The organism is Candidatus Dormiibacter sp. (genome assembly GCF_050999135.1).
Taxonomy (GTDB): Bacteria; Chloroflexota; Dormibacteria; order Dormibacterales; family Dormibacteraceae; genus Dormiibacter; species Dormiibacter spiritus.
Window position 1 is genome coordinate 1 of record NZ_JBPCPN010000036.1, and the last position, 17,265, is coordinate 17,265.

15 protein-coding genes are annotated in these 17,265 nt (G+C 63.7%); 6 read left to right on the plus strand and 9 right to left on the minus strand.

The window, feature by feature from the left end; translation table 11 throughout:
* The coding region (locus tag ACR2MZ_RS09320; RefSeq protein ID WP_475392956.1) for a DUF8189 domain-containing protein at positions 1–490 on the plus strand (490 nt) is incomplete at its 5' end.
* Between the two features lie 28 nt (positions 491–518).
* On the opposite strand, the gene gmd is transcribed toward ACR2MZ_RS09320, so the two are convergent.
* Positions 519–1,547: a GDP-mannose 4,6-dehydratase gene (gene gmd, locus ACR2MZ_RS09325; protein ID WP_434004779.1), complete on the minus strand. Its 1,029-nt coding sequence runs from the start codon at positions 1,545–1,547 to the stop codon at positions 519–521.
* Between the two features lie 317 nt (positions 1,548–1,864).
* On the opposite strand from gmd, the gene ACR2MZ_RS09330 reads away from it, so the two are divergent.
* A complete protein-coding gene (locus tag ACR2MZ_RS09330) occupies positions 1,865–3,379 on the plus strand; it encodes a hypothetical protein (protein ID WP_434004780.1) in 1,515 nt (504 codons plus the stop codon).
* Positions 3,380–3,476: 97 nt separating this feature from the next.
* Here the strand turns inward: ACR2MZ_RS09330 and ACR2MZ_RS09335 are convergent, their stop codons facing one another.
* Positions 3,477–4,820, minus strand: a complete 1,344-nt coding sequence (locus tag ACR2MZ_RS09335; RefSeq protein ID WP_434004781.1) for a DUF4214 domain-containing protein — start codon at positions 4,818–4,820, stop codon at positions 3,477–3,479.
* 214 nt (positions 4,821–5,034) lie between these two features.
* On the opposite strand from ACR2MZ_RS09335, the gene ACR2MZ_RS09340 reads away from it, so the two are divergent.
* The 4 genes from ACR2MZ_RS09340 to ACR2MZ_RS09355 are packed head-to-tail and all read left to right on the plus strand — an operon-like array spanning position 5,035 to position 10,292.
* Positions 5,035–6,744 carry a hypothetical protein gene (locus ACR2MZ_RS09340; RefSeq protein ID WP_434004782.1) on the plus strand — a complete coding sequence of 570 codons (1,710 nt, stop codon included), beginning with the start codon at positions 5,035–5,037 and terminating at the stop codon, positions 6,742–6,744.
* A gap of 47 nt (positions 6,745–6,791) precedes the next feature.
* Positions 6,792–7,940, plus strand: a complete 1,149-nt coding sequence (locus tag ACR2MZ_RS09345) for a class I SAM-dependent methyltransferase (protein ID WP_434004783.1) — start codon at positions 6,792–6,794, stop codon at positions 7,938–7,940.
* Positions 7,937–9,184 carry a glycosyltransferase family 4 protein gene (locus tag ACR2MZ_RS09350; RefSeq protein WP_434004784.1) on the plus strand — a complete coding sequence of 416 codons (1,248 nt, stop codon included), beginning with the start codon at positions 7,937–7,939 and terminating at the stop codon, positions 9,182–9,184. Before ACR2MZ_RS09345 ends, ACR2MZ_RS09350 begins: the two co-directional genes overlap by 4 nt.
* Positions 9,185–9,191: 7 nt before the next feature.
* The gene (locus ACR2MZ_RS09355; protein WP_434004785.1) at positions 9,192–10,292 is read left to right on the plus strand and encodes a glycosyltransferase; all 1,101 of its coding nucleotides are present in this window, start codon (positions 9,192–9,194) and stop codon (positions 10,290–10,292) included.
* A gap of 19 nt (positions 10,293–10,311) precedes the next feature.
* Here ACR2MZ_RS09355 and ACR2MZ_RS09360 read toward each other — a convergent pair whose 3' ends face one another.
* From ACR2MZ_RS09360 to ACR2MZ_RS09390, 7 genes are all read right to left on the minus strand, one after another.
* Positions 10,312–11,589, minus strand: coding sequence for an ABC transporter ATP-binding protein (locus ACR2MZ_RS09360; RefSeq protein ID WP_434004786.1), 1,278 nt, complete (start codon positions 11,587–11,589; stop codon positions 10,312–10,314).
* Positions 11,589–12,347, minus strand: a complete 759-nt coding sequence (locus ACR2MZ_RS09365; RefSeq protein ID WP_434004787.1) for an ABC transporter permease — start codon at positions 12,345–12,347, stop codon at positions 11,589–11,591. The genes ACR2MZ_RS09360 and ACR2MZ_RS09365 overlap by 1 nt, the downstream gene beginning before the upstream one ends.
* 182 nt (positions 12,348–12,529) lie before the next feature.
* Positions 12,530–13,624, minus strand: coding sequence for a glycosyltransferase (locus ACR2MZ_RS09370; RefSeq protein WP_434004788.1), 1,095 nt, complete (start codon positions 13,622–13,624; stop codon positions 12,530–12,532).
* The gene (locus ACR2MZ_RS09375; protein WP_434004789.1) at positions 13,621–14,823 is read right to left on the minus strand and encodes a glycosyltransferase family 4 protein; all 1,203 of its coding nucleotides are present in this window, start codon (positions 14,821–14,823) and stop codon (positions 13,621–13,623) included. Before ACR2MZ_RS09375 ends, ACR2MZ_RS09370 begins: the two co-directional genes overlap by 4 nt.
* A 61-nt stretch (positions 14,824–14,884) precedes the next feature.
* A complete protein-coding gene (locus ACR2MZ_RS09380; RefSeq protein ID WP_434004790.1) occupies positions 14,885–15,418 on the minus strand; it encodes a hypothetical protein in 534 nt (177 codons plus the stop codon).
* Positions 15,419–15,479: 61 nt separating this feature from the next.
* The gene (locus ACR2MZ_RS09385) at positions 15,480–15,785 is read right to left on the minus strand and encodes a hypothetical protein (protein WP_434004791.1); all 306 of its coding nucleotides are present in this window, start codon (positions 15,783–15,785) and stop codon (positions 15,480–15,482) included.
* 200 nt (positions 15,786–15,985) lie between these two features.
* The coding region (locus ACR2MZ_RS09390) for a C39 family peptidase (protein ID WP_434004792.1) at positions 15,986–17,265 on the minus strand (1,280 nt) is incomplete at its 5' end.

Sequence of the window (17,265 nt, forward strand, 5' to 3'; positions counted from 1 at the left end):
CGACAGCGCCGTCTATCACACCTGGCTCACCAACCACGACTGGGCGCCCTGGCAGAGCTTCGGTGGCCAGTCATTGAGCAAGGTTGGTGCCGCTCGCAACAGCTCGGGCACGTTGGAGATCTTCGTCATCGGCACCGACCGTCAGCTCTATCACCAATGGCAGCTCTCCCCAGCCAATGGCGGCTGGACCAGCTGGTTGGCTTTCGGGGCCGCCCCGCCCGGCGGCAGCCAGGGTGATCCCGCCGTCACCACCACGCCTCAGGGCGCGCTGGACGTATTCGTCCGCGGTGGGGACAACTCAGTCTGGCATGCGCTTCAGTCCAACTGGTCGGCTTGGAACTCTCTTGGCGGCATCACGGTGGCCAGCCCCGTAGCTGTTCCGGAGCAGCGGCCGGTCACGACAGTCTGGGTCACCGGCAGCGACTATGGCATGTACGAGAACTACCGCAGCTCCAGCTGGTCGGGCTGGGCCGCCCGCGGCGGGAACTGACCTCTCCCGGCCCGGGGCTCGCTTCCGGTTACGACGCGACCCGCGACGTCGGCTTGAGGACGGTCGACGGATCCACCTCCTCGGCGCGCAGATCGGATTCAAGCATCTCGGCGATCAGACTGGGGAAGCTGGTCTTCGGCTCCCAGCCAAGCTGCCGCCGCGCCTTGCCCGGGTCGCCACGGAGATGGTTCACTTCCGAAGGACGCACGTAGGCGGGATCGGTCCGAACAAACTTCTCCCAGTCCAGGCCCACGGCGCCAAAGGTCGTCTCCACCAGCTCCTTCACTGTGCGAGCGACTCCAGTGGCAATGACGAAGTCGTCAGGCTGGTCCTGCTGAAGCATGAGCCACATCGCTTCCACGTAGTCACGGGCGTGCCCCCAGTCCCGCAGCGAGTCAAGGTTGCCGAGGGAGAGATGATCAGTCTTGCCCGCGACTATCTTGGCCACGCCCCGGGTGACCTTACGGGTCACGAAGTTCTCGCCCCGGCGGGGTGATTCATGATTGAAGAGAATGCCGCTGCAGGCGTAGATACCGTGCGCCTCCCGATAGTTCACAGTCATCCAGTGCGCATAGACCTTCGCCGCGGCGTAGGGGCTGCGGGGGTGGAAGACTGTGGTCTCACTCTGCGGCGGCGGCGTGCTGCCGAACATCTCGGAGGTCGACGCCTGATAGAACCGAGTGGGCTGGCCAGCCGTCCGGATCGCCTCCAGAAGTCGCGTCGTCCCCAGACCATCCGCGTCTCCCGTGTACTCAGGCTGATCGAACGAGATGTGTACGTGGCTCTGAGCAGCCAGGTTGTAGATCTCGTCCGGCCTGACGAGCTTGACCAGCCGGTTGAGACCACCCGAGTCGGTCATGTCCCCGTAGTGGAGGACAAACCGGGATGTCTCGGGATGTTGAGGGTTGGCGTGTTGCAGATGATCGATGCGCTGGCGGTTTAGACTCGAGGAACGGCGGATCACGCCGTGGACTTCGTAGCCCTTCCCCAGCAGCAATTCCGCCAGGTATGACCCGTCTTGGCCTGTGATCCCGGTGATGAGCGCACTCTTCGCCACGCTGCCAGTCTAAAGGCAAGCGATGCTGCTCTCGAACCGGTGGCGGAGAGCGGCCGCCCGATCATCTGAAACCATCTAGCAGCCCGTCATCGGGCTTTGCTAGGCCGTGCTCGCATCCCGCAGTGAGTCGGAGGGCTTCTTCAGCCCGAAGCTCCATCCCTGTATTTTCTAGCAGCATGCCCGCCACCCTGAAACCGGGTCGATCAACGCAGCTTGGTGGTCAACTGCCGTTTTCGCACGAGAGACAGCCGACCGGCGACCAGCCTGATCTACCAAAGCACCCCACCGACCGGACGGCGTTGTTTAGCCGGCTATTGGTGGTCGCCATCAGCCTGGTAGGGCTGGCCGGCCTGGTTCGCGCTTACGTCAGGATGAGTCAGAGGGTCTCACTCGATTCGGATCAGTACACCATCATTCTCCAGGCCCAGGAACTGTTACATGGCAACCTCTTGCTACATCACTGGTGGGTGCCTGGAGACAACTTCCTCACCACCGACATCGCGTTCCATACGATCGGAGTCGCATTTCTCGGCCTCCAACCCGCGGTAGGCCGTTATGAGCCGGCCGTGGTCTACGCACTCACCGTCGCGACAGCTGTACTCCTCGCCCAGACCAACAACCGGGGAATGGCGCGCTGGTTGCGGATGCTCATAGTCCTGGCTCTTACGGCAGTTCCCGCTGCCGGTATCAGTGTGGAGTCAGCGCTGCGCGCGGGCTATCACGTCTCCACCATCTTCCTGGTCCTGCTCAGCCTGCTGCTGATCGACCGTCTGCCGGCGCGCTGGTCACTGCCCCTGGCCTTCGTTCTATTGACCCAGGCGCAGTTCGCCGATCCTCTCGGCACCGTCATCGGCGCGCTTCCATTAGCCGTGGTCACCGGCCTGCGCTGGTGGCGCCATCGGACCGGGAGGTCAATGCTGGATCGACAACTCTTCCTGGTTGCACTCCTCTCGGCGGTGGTTGCCCGGCTGGCGGAGAGAGCCGTCTCCGCTGCCGGGGGCTTTCAGGTCAGCACGCCGCTGCAGCTGGCATTTGTCAGCCTGGACGATCTGCCTAAGCACACCCTCCTCTTGCTTCGGCTCCTGCTCGAGCTGTTCGGAGCCAACTTTTTCGGCCAGCCGGTCGGGCGCCACGCCGCTGGTTTGATCCTCCATGGTTTCGGACTCCTTTTCGTAGCGGCGGTGATCTGGATTGTGATCCGTCGCTGGCGCCGCGGCGAATTCGGCGATCGAACGGTGGAGGTTCTGGTCACGGGCTCGCTGATCCTGCTGGGGGCCCTGTTCTTCAGCACCTATGTGATCGATCCGACTTCGATCCGCTACGCGATGCCCATCCTCTTCTTCGGCGCTGTGCTGGCCGCCCGACAGGGCGCAGACTGGTTGCTTTCGGATCGGCGTCTGACGGTTGCCACCGCCGCCCTCTCTCTTCTGTACCTAGCCTTCTTCTGGCCGGCCCTCAACACTCCCACTGTTCCCAACAGGCCGAGCCAGATCGTGCCCTGGCTGCAGAGTCACCGTCTCCGCTATGGCATCGGGGGCTACTGGGCGGCCAACTCGGTGACTGTTGAATCGGGCGGCAGCGTCCAGGTGAGCGCTGTGGTGCCAGAAGGGCAGAGGTTTGGGCCCTACCGATGGTTGAGCAAATCGGACTGGTACGACCCAAGAGAGCGTAGGGCCAATTTCGCGTTGATCGATACGCGGCTACCGGGCGCCGTCCCGGAGACCCAGCTCGAGCAGGCCTTCGGCGCTCCACGGGAAATTGATCAGGTCGACGGATACGTGATCCTGATTTGGGACAAGAATCTGCTAAACGATCCGGGCTGGAGCGGCTGATATGAGTTCGGGCGCGTTACACCAATCGAGCCACGCTCGCGCAACTCCGGCTACCGTCTGAGAACCGGCCACCGAAGGCTGCACCCGCTGCACTAGCTCAGGCGGCGATATTCTCTGCCGGCGGTTTCCGCCCGATGAGGTAAAACAGGTAGCCCTCATCCGGATTCGCGGAAAGCCCTCTTCGATTGACCATCTCTTTGTACAAGAACCTGCCGGAGCGTAAACTCTCCGGCATCGGGCAAATGGCGCCCTCCTCGACGACCTCGAAGCCCACCGCCTCCAGCTTCGCGCGCAGCTCACAGGGCCGGTATTCCTTCTTGTGCTCTGGGTGGATCAGCGCCTCTGGCGATTGCAGTCGTGTCAGAGCGCCGTTTGGCGTGTCGAGGCAGAAGTGGCCGCCTGGGCGCAGAAGTCTCCACGCTTCGCGGCACACAAGGTCCGCCTCAGTCTCCGTGATGTGCTCGATGCTTTCGCCGGAGAAGACCAGATCCACTGCTCCCTCCCCGAGCGGTACGGGCTCCGCCATGGACTGGTACAAATAGCGAATCATAACCCCCCTGTGACGCACGACCGGACCATGCTTGCCGGACTCAGGCTCGCCGCTTCCTAGCATCCGCCGCTCGTCGGGAAGATCGACGATATATATCGTTTCAGGCCTGTGCGGATAGCCGCAGAGGAGCAGGGCTCCGGCCCGGGACTGGTTGGCGGCTCCTCCCAGATCAACCACGATCCTGGCCGCAGGAACGCGGTGGCGGATGTACTCCAACCGCGCGTTGTGCAAGGCCTTGCCAGGCATCATCGGCAGGTTCTGTCGAAGCTGGTATTCCTCTGACTGAAGGATCGCCGAGAGAACCTGTTCTCGGGCTGCGCCGCCCGCTAGCGCGGCAACATTCTGGGTGCATCCGTCAGAATCGGGCTCTCTGCCCAACAGGGCGCGGTACGCGGCTCGCACGAAGGTCCTGTCGTCCGGGCGCCGCAAGTCCCGCAAAGCAAGCCACCATCGCTGTGCCGTCAGCTTTCGACGTTGGTTCCCGCTCAATGTCGTTTGGACGCAGGCAATCACGTTCTGCCGAAGCCAGATTTCCTCTGACTGGAGGATCCCGGCCAGGACCTCGTCTCTGGTGGCACCGTGTGCAAGCGCCGCAACGGTCTGACTGTATCCGTCAGGATCGGGCTCCCTACGCAACAGGGTTCTGTAAGCCGCTCGCACGAAGCTCTCGTCGTCTGGTCGCCTCAGCCGCACCAATGCGAGCCACCACTGCTGCGTCACCAGCTTCCGGCGCTGGCTCCTGCTGATCATCGGTTCGACCTGGAGGATACCGTACCAACGACGAGGCCACTGCCGTCGGCTTGCTAGACTCGGCCCGCAGACGGAGAGGTGGAACCCGACGACGGCTTGACCAGGAAGTTTAAGGAGATTTGCGAGCAAATCACGGACCATTGCCTTTAGTGCCCTGGGCGCGCGCGCTCTTTCGGTTGCTTGTATTTATATCCTTCCTAGTTTCATGGGTGCCTCTCCGGGGAAAGTGAAGGTCCGCCTTCTAGCGCGATGTTCTCAACTCGTGAGGCCGCGCAGCCATCGGTGGATCGCTGACTCAACATTGACGAGATCCAATTCAGTGCTCACTGACCAACCCCCCGCTGTCTCCTCCAGCGTGAGCTGGGCTGTTCCGGCAGCCTTGACCGTCTATCTGCTCCTGGCAGTTCTTCTCTTCCTTCGGTCCTGGCTTCAGCCTGGTGCGGCCTGGATCGGCATCGAGGGGGACCCGAAGTATGTGATGTGGTTCCTCGGCTGGACGCCGCACAGCCTTGCCCATCACGAGGTCCCGTTTTTCTCTGACTACGTCCACTATCCGACTGGCGTAAACGTCATGTGGAACGTATCGCTCCTCGCTCCGGCGGCTGCTCTGTGGCCCGTCACGGGCAGTTTGGGATTGGTCACCTCATACAACGTGCTGATAACCCTGGGACCCAGCCTATCGGCGTGGTGCATGTTCCTTGCCGCTCGCCGCTACGTCCAGAGCGCACTCGCGGCTTGGTGCGGCGGACTGCTGTACGGGTTCAGCCCATACATAGTTGCCCAGTCTCTCGGCCATCTCCACATGACTCTGGCGATGTTTCCCCCGCTACTGCTCCTACTCCTGGATGAGATTCTGGCTCGCCAGCATTGGCGGCCGTGGGTTGCCGGCCTTCTGCTCGGCGCTGCTGGGGCGGCGCAGCTGATGACGAGCGAGGAGCTGCTGGCCTCCACCGCCGTGGCGGCTTTGGTTGGCGCCGCGATAGCTGCGGCCGTCCACCGGCGCGACGCAATCAGAAACGTTCGTCACACGCTTATAGCCGGCGTCTGGGCGGTGGCGACCGCGTTGGTGCTGTCGGCCTATCCCCTCTACTACCAGTTCCGGGGACCGCTGCAGGTGCGTGGCTCGCTACAGCCGCCCAGCCTATTCTCCAACGATCTGCTCACCTTCGTAGTGCCAAGTGATCTTGTCCAATTCGCCCCGCTGGAGGCAGTGCACATCGCGCATACCTTCATCGGCAACAACGTGGAAGAGAGTGGCTATTTCGGTATTCCTCTGCTCCTGTTCCTGCTCGGCGTGACCATCGCCGGGCGGCGCTCGCGAACTGTCCAATGGGCCGGATTGTTTGCTGCCGCCATCGCGCTGCTGTCGCTCGGGCCGGTCCTCCACAGCGCTGGCCATATCCTTCAGCTCCAAACGCCCTGGGCCGCGCTCTGGCGGTTGCCGGTAGTGGAAAACATCCTCCCGGCTCGCCTCGCGCTGTACTGCTACATCGGCGCGGCTCTGTTGGTGGCCGTCGGCCTGGAGCTGGCGCTGCGCAGCGGTGGCCGTGTGCGCCTCGCGGTAACGGTGGCCGCCTTAGCCGTCGCCTTCGCCGCCATCTTTCCGAGCCTGCCGTATCCTTCAACGTCGGCCGCCATCCCTCCGTTCTTTCTGCCGGGCGGAGAGGCCGCCCGCATCCCTGAGCGATCGGTCGTTCTGATCACGCCGTACTCCAACGCCAGCTCTTCGACCGCTATGTTCTGGCAGGCCCGCGCAGGTTACCGCTTCAAGATGCCGGAGGGGGAGGCGTACGTGCCTGGCCCGACGTTGGACCCGCCACCGTCGGCGTTGCAGACGATCCTCGTCGGTTTCGATCAGGGCCAGACTGCGATGCCGAACGCCGAGCTTCGCACGCAGGCTCTGCGGGAGCTGCGCAGCTGGATGGTCTCAACAGTTGTGGTCGGCCCCTCGCCCGGAGAGGCCAGGGACCGGCAGTTCTTCAGCGATCTATTAGGCCAGCCGCCCGATGAAAGCGGCGGCGTGGCTGTTTGGTGGCATCCCCTACCCGTTCGGGCGCCGACATGATCCGTGAATTGGACCGCCGAGGCCGTTTGGTAGCCTGAGGCGGGAGCATGTCAGCATCAATCAGCGGCGATTCGGCACAACCTGACAACGACAGCGCGACATCCGCGGCTTCAGCTGACGTTGCCGCAAGCACCCTAGACGTCAACGCTCTTATGCGCGAGGTGGAAGCTGAGGTAGAGCGAAAACGCAGGAACGGTGAGTATCCTCCCGAACTGATCGCCGCTCCCGAGGACGACTGGGAGATGGATCGCCTGACGCCGGCCCTGGCCAGGATTCGTCATTCCACCATTGTTCCAATGGACATGCGCCTCGACTCCACGCGGCCCGGCCTGGGCCCGGCAGTCACCTTCGTGAAGCGTTCGATGGCGCGGATGCTGCGTTGGTATACCGCGGAGCTCAGACGCCAGAGCCAGGAATTCGCAACGCAGACATCCCAAGCCCTGGAAGCCCTGGCGGCGCGAGTGGAGAACCTCGAGGAAAGAACATTGAGCTCCGGCTGGCAGGTCGAAAAGGACTTCGACTATGTCGCGTTCGAGAATCGATTCCGAGGCACTGAGGCGTTGATCGAAGAGCGGCAGAGCGCTTATCTGGATTACTTCCGCGAGGCGCCGGGTATGGTCGTTGACCTGGGCTGCGGTCGGGGCGAATTCCTGACTCTACTGAGTCAGGCCGGAGTGAAGGCCTACGGAGTCGACCAGAACCCCGGCATGGCCGCCGCCTGCCGCGCGCGCGGCTTCGAAATCAAGGCCGAGGACGCTGTCAGGCACCTGGAGGATTGTCAACCGGCGTCGTTGGGCGGAATTTTCTGCGCTCAGGTCCTGGAGCATCTGGGATCATCCCAGGTACTCAGGTTTTTCCCGGCCGCCGCCCGGGCGCTGAAGCCCGGTGGCGTTCTCATCGCTGAGACACTCAACCCGCAGAGTCTGCTTCTTTTCGCCGGCCCACTGTACGTCGACCTTGGACACACCAAACCCTTGCATCCCCTCACCCTCGAGTATCTGGCTCAGGCCGCCGGTTTTCCCCAGCCTCAAATCCGTTATTCGTCGCAACCTCCACCCGAGGCCCGGTTGGAACGCCTCCCGGACGACGTAGAGGATTCTGCCGCCGCCAGGATGGAATTGATGAACCGCAATATCGAACGGCTCAACTCGATCATCTACGGACCACTCGACTTTGCGGTCATCGCGCGCTTGTGACAGTTTCCCCTGAAGGGCCTCCCCAGACTGCACTGAAAGGAGACCGGCTCAAGCTGGCGATAGTCGTTCCGCGCCTCACCGACAAGATCGTCGGCGGTGCGGAGTTGCTCGCTCTCTGGCTGGCCCAGCGGCTCCTCAAGGTGGGCCACGAGGTGGAGGTGCTGACCACCTGTGCGGTGGATCACTACACCTGGAAGAACGTCCTCCCTGCGGGTCTGGATCGGATCGGTGAAGTGCCAGTGCGCCGCTATCGGGCTGATGAGCGCGACATCGGGCTGTTCGCCCAACTTGAACACGCGATCCAGGGTCATTACAGGCTCAGCCGCGAAGAGGAACTCCTGTGGCTGCGCAATGGCGTCGTCTCGTCTGCGCTGGAAGCCGACCTAGCGAAGAGAGCAAGCTCATATGACGCGATACTGGCTCTGCCCTACCTCTTCGGGACTACTTACTTCGCCTACGCGACGGCTCCCGATCGGACAGTGGTCATCCCCTGCCTGCACGACGAGGCCTACGCCAGGCTGGGGGTGATAGCCGAGATGCTGGGTGGCGCGCGAGGGCTCATGTTCAACTCCGCCCCAGAGGCTGACCTTGCGCTCCGCTTTCAGAAATCGCTGGCGCCATCTACGGTGGTCGGCGCCGGCTTCGATCCGCCGGGACCGACTGATCCTGAGCTGGCGCGCCGGCTATACGATCTGCCCGAACTATTTCTGCTCTACGTGGGCCGGCTCGAGGGCGGCAAGAACGTACCGCTGCTGCTGGAGAACTTCCTGCGCTACCGGGAGCGGCGGAGCACCGAGCTGTCCTTGTTACTCCTCGGCTCCGGGGATGTTCAATTCCCGGCCAAGCGTGGGATCAGACAGCTTCAGATCGACTGGCAGCATCGCGACTCCGTGTACAGGGCGGCAACCGTCCTGTGCCAGCCCAGCCGAATGGAGTCGTTCTCGATAGTGATGATGCAAGCCTGGTTGGCTGAACGGCCTATCATCGTACATGCCGAGTCCCCAGTCACCCGAGGTCACTGCGTGCAGTCAAACGGTGGGCTCTGGTTCTCCATCTATCCGGAGTTCGAGGAGGTGCTGGACCGGCTTCTTCGCTCCTCCCAGCTGAGGCAGACGCTCGGCCGCCAGGGCCGAGCTTTTGTACTGCGCGAATATTCCTGGGCGGCTGTCGTGAAACGTCTGGAAACTGCACTCTCAGCCTGGTTCGAGCAGTCTTCCCAGCCGGTGCCAACGCTGACGTCCTGAGGTTCGCGTGAATTCCACGAGCTTAGCCCGTCGCCCACGGGTCCACCAGTTCCTGCCCTTTTTCGCGCTGCCGGACGCTGTTGGAACCCACACCGTTCGCACTCAAGAAGCGCTCGCCAGAGCGGGGATGGACGGGCCGATCTGGGCCGAGCGCGTCCTCTCACGCGGCGAGGTCGAGGTTCGCCATTTTCAGGGATGGCATCCCGCCCGTGCGAGTCGGGGCCAGATCCTGCTCTACCAGGCGTCCACCGGCTCCGTCGATGGGATGGTCGAATTCTTGGCCGCACAACCACAACCGAAGACCATGCATTACCACAACATCACACCAAGCGAATTCTTCCGGGCCTACGACGAGGGCGCTGCGGCTTCCATGGAGCGGGGTCGCGCCGAGCTGCAGCTTCTGGCCCAGACGATCAAGCTGGCGGCCGCTGATTCTGAATTCAATGCCAGCGAGCTGCGTGAGCTCGGTGTGACGAACGTACACGTCATCCCACCCTACGTTCCACCCCGGCTGGCGACCGAGCCCAACTCCAAGCATCTGGAATGGTTGCAAAAAACCAAGAGGGGTATGGACCTCTTGTTTGTCGGCAGAGTGGTTCCCAACAAGGGACACCTGAACCTCCTGCGGGTGCTGGCCGTCATTCGGCGCACCATCGATCCCCACGCTCGCCTGTTTGTGGTTGGCGGCTGGGCTCTGCCCGCCTACACTGAGAGGCTGTTCCGGCTCCGGAGCCGCCTCCAGCTGGAGGGCGTGGTGTTCACCGGCCAGGTTTCTGATGCGGTTCTGGCCGCGCACTACCGCAGCGCTGACGCGTTCATCTCAATGTCCGAACATGAGGGCTATGGCTTGCCTCTCATCGAGGCGATGCGCTTCGACTTGCCTGTCGTCGCGTACGATGCCGCAGCCGTTGCCGAGACTCTGGGTGGCGCCGGCGTTCTCCTTCGCACCCTCGACCCGTTGCTGGCGGCGGAAGTGCTCGCTCGGCTCGTTCAAAACCAGGATCTGCTGAGCAAGGTGCGGGCCGGACAGCGGGCGCGGCTGGCCGAACTGGATTCTCTTCCGCTGGATGAGATGCAGCTGAATTTCATTCGCCAGCTCGCAGGCTGATCCCAGCTGACGCCTAGTCCTACCTACTGGCCTCACCCACAGGTTGAGCCGGTTCCAGCATCCCATGCAGCTCCTGAAGATCGGGGCGGCGTGAGATCAACGGAACCAGGCCGTCAGGCGTGGCCAGACTCCAGCGATGGGCGGTGTAGAAGGCCCCGCCCGCGCTGTAGTCGTCATGGACAGTGAAGGGATACTGGCGGTCCTGGAAGGCCTGAAACCGCTGCAGCATGCGATCGAAGACGGCCAGTGTGACAACGTAGCGGCCGCCCTGCAAATCGACCCGATCAGTGTCAACCACCCACCGCCCCGGACCCTTATCGACGGAGGTCCCGTAGAGATTGAGATCGAGGCAGCGAAAATCGTCTTCGCGGAAGACGGTCAGCCCGACCTCGAGCCGGGTCAAAGAGCGCCGGGCCTCAAAGTCGATCTCGATCCGCACCTTGGCGCCGGTGTCGAACATCAGCACCTGGCGGCCGTCTTCATCCAGGAAGCGCAGACCCTTGATAGTGAGGTCGCGATCTGCTGCCCGCTCCTCTTCCGTCTTGGCCGCGTGTTCGATTGAGGCGCCCCCGGCGACAGCGTCGAGATACTGCTGCACGACTTGGGAGCTCTTGCCCTGCGCCATGGTCCGGCCGTGATCGATCCAGATCGCGTGCTCACAAAACTTCTCGACTGAAGCTGTGTCGTGGGTGACGAGCACGATGGTGCAACCTCTTTTGCGCAGCTTGAAAAGATGTTGAAAGCACTTCTTTTGAAAGTTGGCATCACCCACAGCCAGGACCTCATCGATAAGCAAGACCTGCGGGTCCAGGTGTACTGCCACGGCGAAGCCGAGCCGGACGTACATGCCGGAGGAATAGTTTTTGACAGGCATCTCCATGAACTCGCCTAGCTCACAGAACTCCACTATGGAATCGTAGTAGCGGTCTATCTCCTTACGCCGCATGCCGAGCAGCGTGCCGTAGAGGTAAATGTTCTCCCGGCCGGTGTACTCTGGCTGGAATCCCGCTCCTAGTTCCAGCAAAGATGCCACTCGACCCTGGACCTGTATCTCCCCTGTGGACGGCGGCATTATACCCGTCAACAATTTGAGCAACGTGCTCTTGCCTGACCCGTTGTGGCCGATGATACCGACGAACTGGCCGTGCTCGACCTGGAAGGAGATATCGCGTAGCGCCCATAAGTCCTCCCAATCGCCCCGACTGCGTTGGGCGATGATCTCCTTCAGACTCTGATGACGCTTGCGGTACTTGCGGTAGGACTTGGAGACTCCCCGCACCATTATCGCCGGCGCCACTAGACTTCCTCAGCGAAGCGCTGTTCGAGTCGCCGGAACAGCAGCCAGCCGCCGACCAACGTGGCCACCGATAGGACCCCGAACGCGGCCGTCTGGATGGGATCCGGCCAGCGGTTTTCGTGCCAGATCGCCTGGTAGTCCGTAATCAGCCAGGCCATGGGGTTCAGCTGGACCAAGTAGGCGGACTTGTGTCCCGCCAGCGCGCTGAGCGGGTACAGGATCGGTGTCAGAAAAAACATCACGGTGATGAAAACCCCGATCAGGTTTTCGACATCGCGGAGGTAGACGGTGACGGCGGCCAGGATCAGGGCCACACCGGCCGTAAAGATTATCTGGAGGATCAGCAGCAGCGGCAGCTCGAGTAAGGGCAGGCCGAGCGGCTGGTGAAAGTACAAGGCGAAAATCAGGAGGATACCGAGACTGAGGGTCAAATTGACTGCGCTCGAAAGCACCGATGCCAGAGGCAGAAACTCGCGCGGAAATCTCACCCGCCGGATCAGGTTGCCATTACCGATGATGGTCGTCGCCGCTGAGGAGATGGCGATCGCAAAAGTGTTCCAGGGCAGAATGCCGGCGAGCAGGAACACTGGGTATCGCGGCACCGGAAAGCGGGCGATGATGGTGAAGACGAAGGAATACACGAGCATCAGGAGCAGCGGGTTGAGCAAAGACCACAAGAAACCCAGCGCCGTTCCCTTGTATTTGAGGCGAAGATCTTTGCGGGTGAGCAGCCAGAGCAGATCCCGATGACGCAGCATCGACCTCAACTCGGCACCCCAGCCCGGGCGTGCTTGTGTGCTCCTGATTACTGTGGTGGCCATCCGGGGCTTGATGATACCGGTCCCATCTCACATTGGCCTTTGCCCTTAATAGGCAACTGAGCGAGCTGGATGATGAATTGCCGCAGACCGACCATGCGAGTCTGAAGTGCATGTTGCTGTCAACCTGCGAGCGCCGCCGCTCTCGCCGCCGCGACGATGAGGTCCTCGCGCGGAACTCTTTCCAGCTCGTTCGCCCGTTGAGCCTGATGCTCGATCAGCCGGCTACGAAGAGCTTCATCCTCGATCAGGCGCGCCACCATCGCCGCGGCAAAGGTCAGCTCGGAAGAGCGTAGTAGCACCCCGCTGCCGGCCAGCGTCTCCGCGACCGCCCCGCGGTCTAGCGCCACTACCGGCAGGCGAGCCCGCATCGCTTCGACCAGGGGAACTCCGAATCCTTCGTGCTCCGACATGGAGACAAAAACATCTGCGACCTCGTAGAGCGCTCTCAGCTGGGCTCCCCGAATCGAGGCCATGAATACCACGCCGTCCGGTGCCAGCCGCGCAGCCAGCCGGTGCAGCGAGGCCACGTAGGCGCTCGGCCCCGGCGCACCGACCAGATAGAGCTTGGCGTCGGCATTCCACCCCGCGCGGAGAGTCGCCAGCAGACGGATCAACTGCTGGTGGTTCTTGTTCGGCACCAGGCGACCAACGAAGAGCAGCGCCGGGCCGCCCTTCTGGGCGCGCAGTCTCGCCACCTCGGTCGCATCCGGCGGGCGGAGGTTGCCGACCCCGATGAATGGGGGGATCACGCGGACGTCAAGCACTCCCAGGCTCCTCAGGTCCGCCGCATTGAACTCAGAGTCGGCGGTCGCCAGCTTCACCTCCGGTGCGAGACGAGCCAGCTCCTCCCGAGCCTGTCGCAGCTCCGCCGCCACACCCGGAGAGAAGGGATCGTAGAACTCGGGCGGCGTCAGGTTGTGATAGCTGATCGATTTGGGCTCCGGGCGGTCCAGGAGATACTCCACGATCCCATGGGAGACGGTGGCGGCCTGATAGAGCAGCAGCCGCCGCTGACGCGAGTGAGCCGCCAGCCGACCGAATTGACGGTAGGGTCGCGCCTCACCCGCGTACTCATGGTGGATCGTGCGTGCCCAGATGGTTGCCGCCAGGCCGGCCTCGCGGAAGGCGCGCCTGCTCTCCAACGTGTGCCCGCCCACCGCGTCATGGGGCAGGAGCGCGGGAATGAACTGGTCCACGGCCAGCCCATCGCTCACGGCGCTGACACGCCTGTATCACCCAGCGCCCCTTCGAGACGCCTCAACACCCGCTCCCAGCTGTAGCGCTCCTGCACGTACGTCTGCCCCGCCTTGCCCAGGCCGTGGGCCAGACCCGAGTCATGATGCAGACGGTCGAGGATCGCCTCGAACTCAGGATAGTTGGCGAACCAGAGGCCCCCGTTGCCCTGCTCGCAGTGATAGCGGGCAACCTCACCTGCCGCGTGGACCACGACCGGACGGCCGCACGCCCAAGCCTGCATCATGACAATCGACAGCGATTCGTTTGTACTCGGCTGGACCAGGAGCAGAGCGGCCATGAGCATCGCGTCTCGGTCGGCCCAGTCGATCTCGATCCGCCGGAGGTGTGGGCTGGGCGGCGGTTCACATTCGCCCGCACCTACCAGAAGGAGCTTTAGGTCGCCCGGCCGGCGCGACTTGTACCGAAGGAAGTGGTCGATCAGCAGCGGGACGTTCTTATGGGGCTCGAGACGGCCAACGTAGAGGATGAACGGCTCTGAGACGCCGTAATTGCGTCGGAAGAGCTGGGCGTCGGTTGGCGGTGGGGGATCGAAGCCAAGCCCGACCACATGGGCTCTTGCGATTGCACCGGGAAACAAACGCTCGGCCAGGGCCCGCTCCGGATCGCTGTTGAACAGGACTGCGCGCGACTGTTTGAGAAGGCGGCCGGTGAATTGAAGACGCGCGAACGGCTCGTCATGCAGGCAGGGGATGAGAAAGAAACGCTGCTGGACAGCTTGTGCTGAGAAATAGGTGGTGCCAGCCAGATAGGGCAGCGCCAGGACGGCATCGTACGAGTGGCCCTGCCGGGCAAGATGCTTCTCCAGAGCCCGTGAGTTGGGACCAGCTCTCAGCCACCGTTCCTCATCCGCCAGGTCGACCAGCACCTCCCAGCGCAGGCGCCGATCGAGTTCTGCCCGCAGACCAAAGCGAGGTGGTTCGGCCCGAAAGCGACGAACCAGGAGGTTCCCGTCCCCGGTCGAGCCGGCGGGCAGCTCGTTTCGCCACGTCTGCCCATCGACTGCGCAGGTGGTGAGGACCTCCATGTCATGCCCACGGTCCGCCAGACGCTGGGCCAGCCAGCGGGCGTGCAGCTCGGCTCCGCCAAGGACTGTTTCCTCATAGCGCGGAGTGACCACAGCAATTCGCAGCCGCCGGATTGGGGCTGGCTCGGCCACGCCTATGAAGTCACGTGCGCCGCCGCCCGCCATGCCCGCAGGTGGCGACTCGCGAGCCGGATCAGAGCCGGTGCGCCTGCTGGTTCGGCCCGAGATCGGCGAGCCTCGCCTCCAAACTCTCCACCCGGCGTTCCAGCGCCTGCTGGCCCTCACGACTACGCGCCAGCTCCTCGTCATGCTGGGCGAGCCGCTCAGCAATCGCCGATGTCGCGGCGGCGGTCGACGTGGCGAAATGATGCGTCTGTTCGACCATCCACTTCGTGTACCAGCTCAGCCCTTTACTCGTCAGGCGCTTGAAGAGGACTACGCCCGGAGCGACGTAGCGAAGGCTGGCCCGGATCGGCCGCGTCACCGGCACCACAGTGGAGAAGCCGGCGGCATCGCGGACATCGAGGGCCGCCGCCAGTACTGGATCGGAGCTGGCTCTGAGCTCGATCAGGAGGTCGGACGGATACAACCCCTGCTCCGCCTTACGCTGCACATCCGCCTTGATCTCGTCGACCAGCGCCCGCGCGTCGATGTCCGCACCGATCAGCACCGGCGGCCCTTCTGCCGGCTGCGGGGTGTCGGGCGGCGGGCGTTGAGCGTGCTCCATATTCCGCTGCCCATCCTAACCGCCGCCCGGATTCGGTTCCGCCGAGCTCACGAGCTGCAGTTCAGCAGTGGAAGCTGACGGCGAGCCGGATCTCCCCCCGCTCCCCGCTCAACCGGCCGCTGACGCTGCCGGAACGCTCGCCTTGCGCGATCGCGAGCGTCCCCTCCACGCCTCGGTAGAGGGAGGGCGGGTCGGAGGCGATAGTGTGCAGCGAGAGCCGCGCCGGAGGCACGCTGTAGGTGCCAGGTCCGTGGTAGTCGAAGATCGCCGCGTCCAGTTGATAGGGAGTCGATCCAAGGGAAAACCGCAGCGAGAGCCCATACCCAGCTGCGGCGGGTCCGCAGGCCAGTGGGCTCGCCTCGCGCAAGTCGGCGTTCAGCTCGCCGGCGATGGTGATCGATTCTGGCCGCGGGGCAGGAGCCGCAGCCGGCGGCGGCTGGTGGGTAAGCCGCCCAGCCGGCGATTGGGAGGGCGAAGGCTGTCCTTGGCCGAAGGGTGCCTCGCAGGAAACCGCGCAAATGAGCGCCAGCAGAGCCAAACCAAGGAGGAGGCGAACCCGCTTGGTGATCAGTCGATCACCACCGCCATCTGGTTGTAGGTCTGGTAGGCGGCCTCGAAGCTGGCAAATGAGATCCACTGCGGGCCATACCAGGGGTTGAAGACGAAGACGGTTCCGGCGTCCCTGTCCACTCCGATCACCGTCACGGTGTGCTCCACCGGGCCGGCGTACTGAACCCAACGCCCATCGAAGGCGAGGTAGTCATGGTGGGAGTGAGCCTGCCAGTCGAAGGAAACCCAGGCCACGACTGGGTGGCCACGCAGAACCGCGTCGTAGAGGTCCTGCGGATTGATCCCCTCCCCATCCCGCAGCACGCGGCCGCCGTACTGCCTAGCCACCCGGGCGATGGTCGGCGAGTAGGTCCCATAGCCTGTGAGAGCGACCTCGCTGCCGTTGGGATCGCCAACGAAATTGGTGTAGGCGTCACCCCAGCGCAGGGTCCCGTTCGAATCGTAGTAGGCGCGACGCCAATCGATCCCGACGTCGTTCAGCACCTGTGTCTGGCTGACGTTGATGCCCTCGCGGGTAAGCGCCATCTGGATCGCCGCCTCTTCACAGGAGAGCTCGTACTCCTGGTGGTGATAGGTGATGCCAGGGATGATGTTGCGCCGAGGCAGGGGAGGCGGCGGCGGCTCGACGTGGCGGCTTCCTGCCCCGCCGCCGGAGCCGGCAGCGGCGTGCGCGATGTCCCAGCCAGGCCAGGAGGCGCCCGCGGCCAAAGCCGGCGCGGCCCCGACTGCGTGCAGGCCGCCCCAACCGTCCAGGACCCAGCCCCCGGGCGCATTGGCCGCGGCATCTCGGCGCATGACGAGGCCGCGGGCGATGTCCCAGCCTGGCCAGGCGGTCCCGTTGGTGAAGTAGGGCGGCGACTGGCGAGCGCCGGCGCTGAAGGGGTGAACGCCACCCCAACCGTCAAGCACATAACCGGCGACCGCCGTCCCGGCGGAGTCGGGCGTCAGGCCCACAGCGCGAGCGATATCCCAGCCTGGCCAGGACGGGCCATTCCCGCTGTTCGGGGGCAGCGTGTGGCCGCCTGCATTGAAGGGGTGAAGGGCACCCCAGCCGTCGAGGACATAGCCCGCCACTGAGGTGTCGCTGGAGTCGGGCAGGAGCACAATCTGACGGGCGATGTCCCAACCTTGCCAGTAGGGCCCATTGGCTATCGGAGGCGGCGCCGGCATGCCGGCGCCGAACGGATGCAGTCCGCCCCAGCCGTCGAGCACATAGCCCGCCGCCGACTGAGAGTTGGAGCCGGGTATGAGAGCGATGCCACGAGCGATGTCCCAGG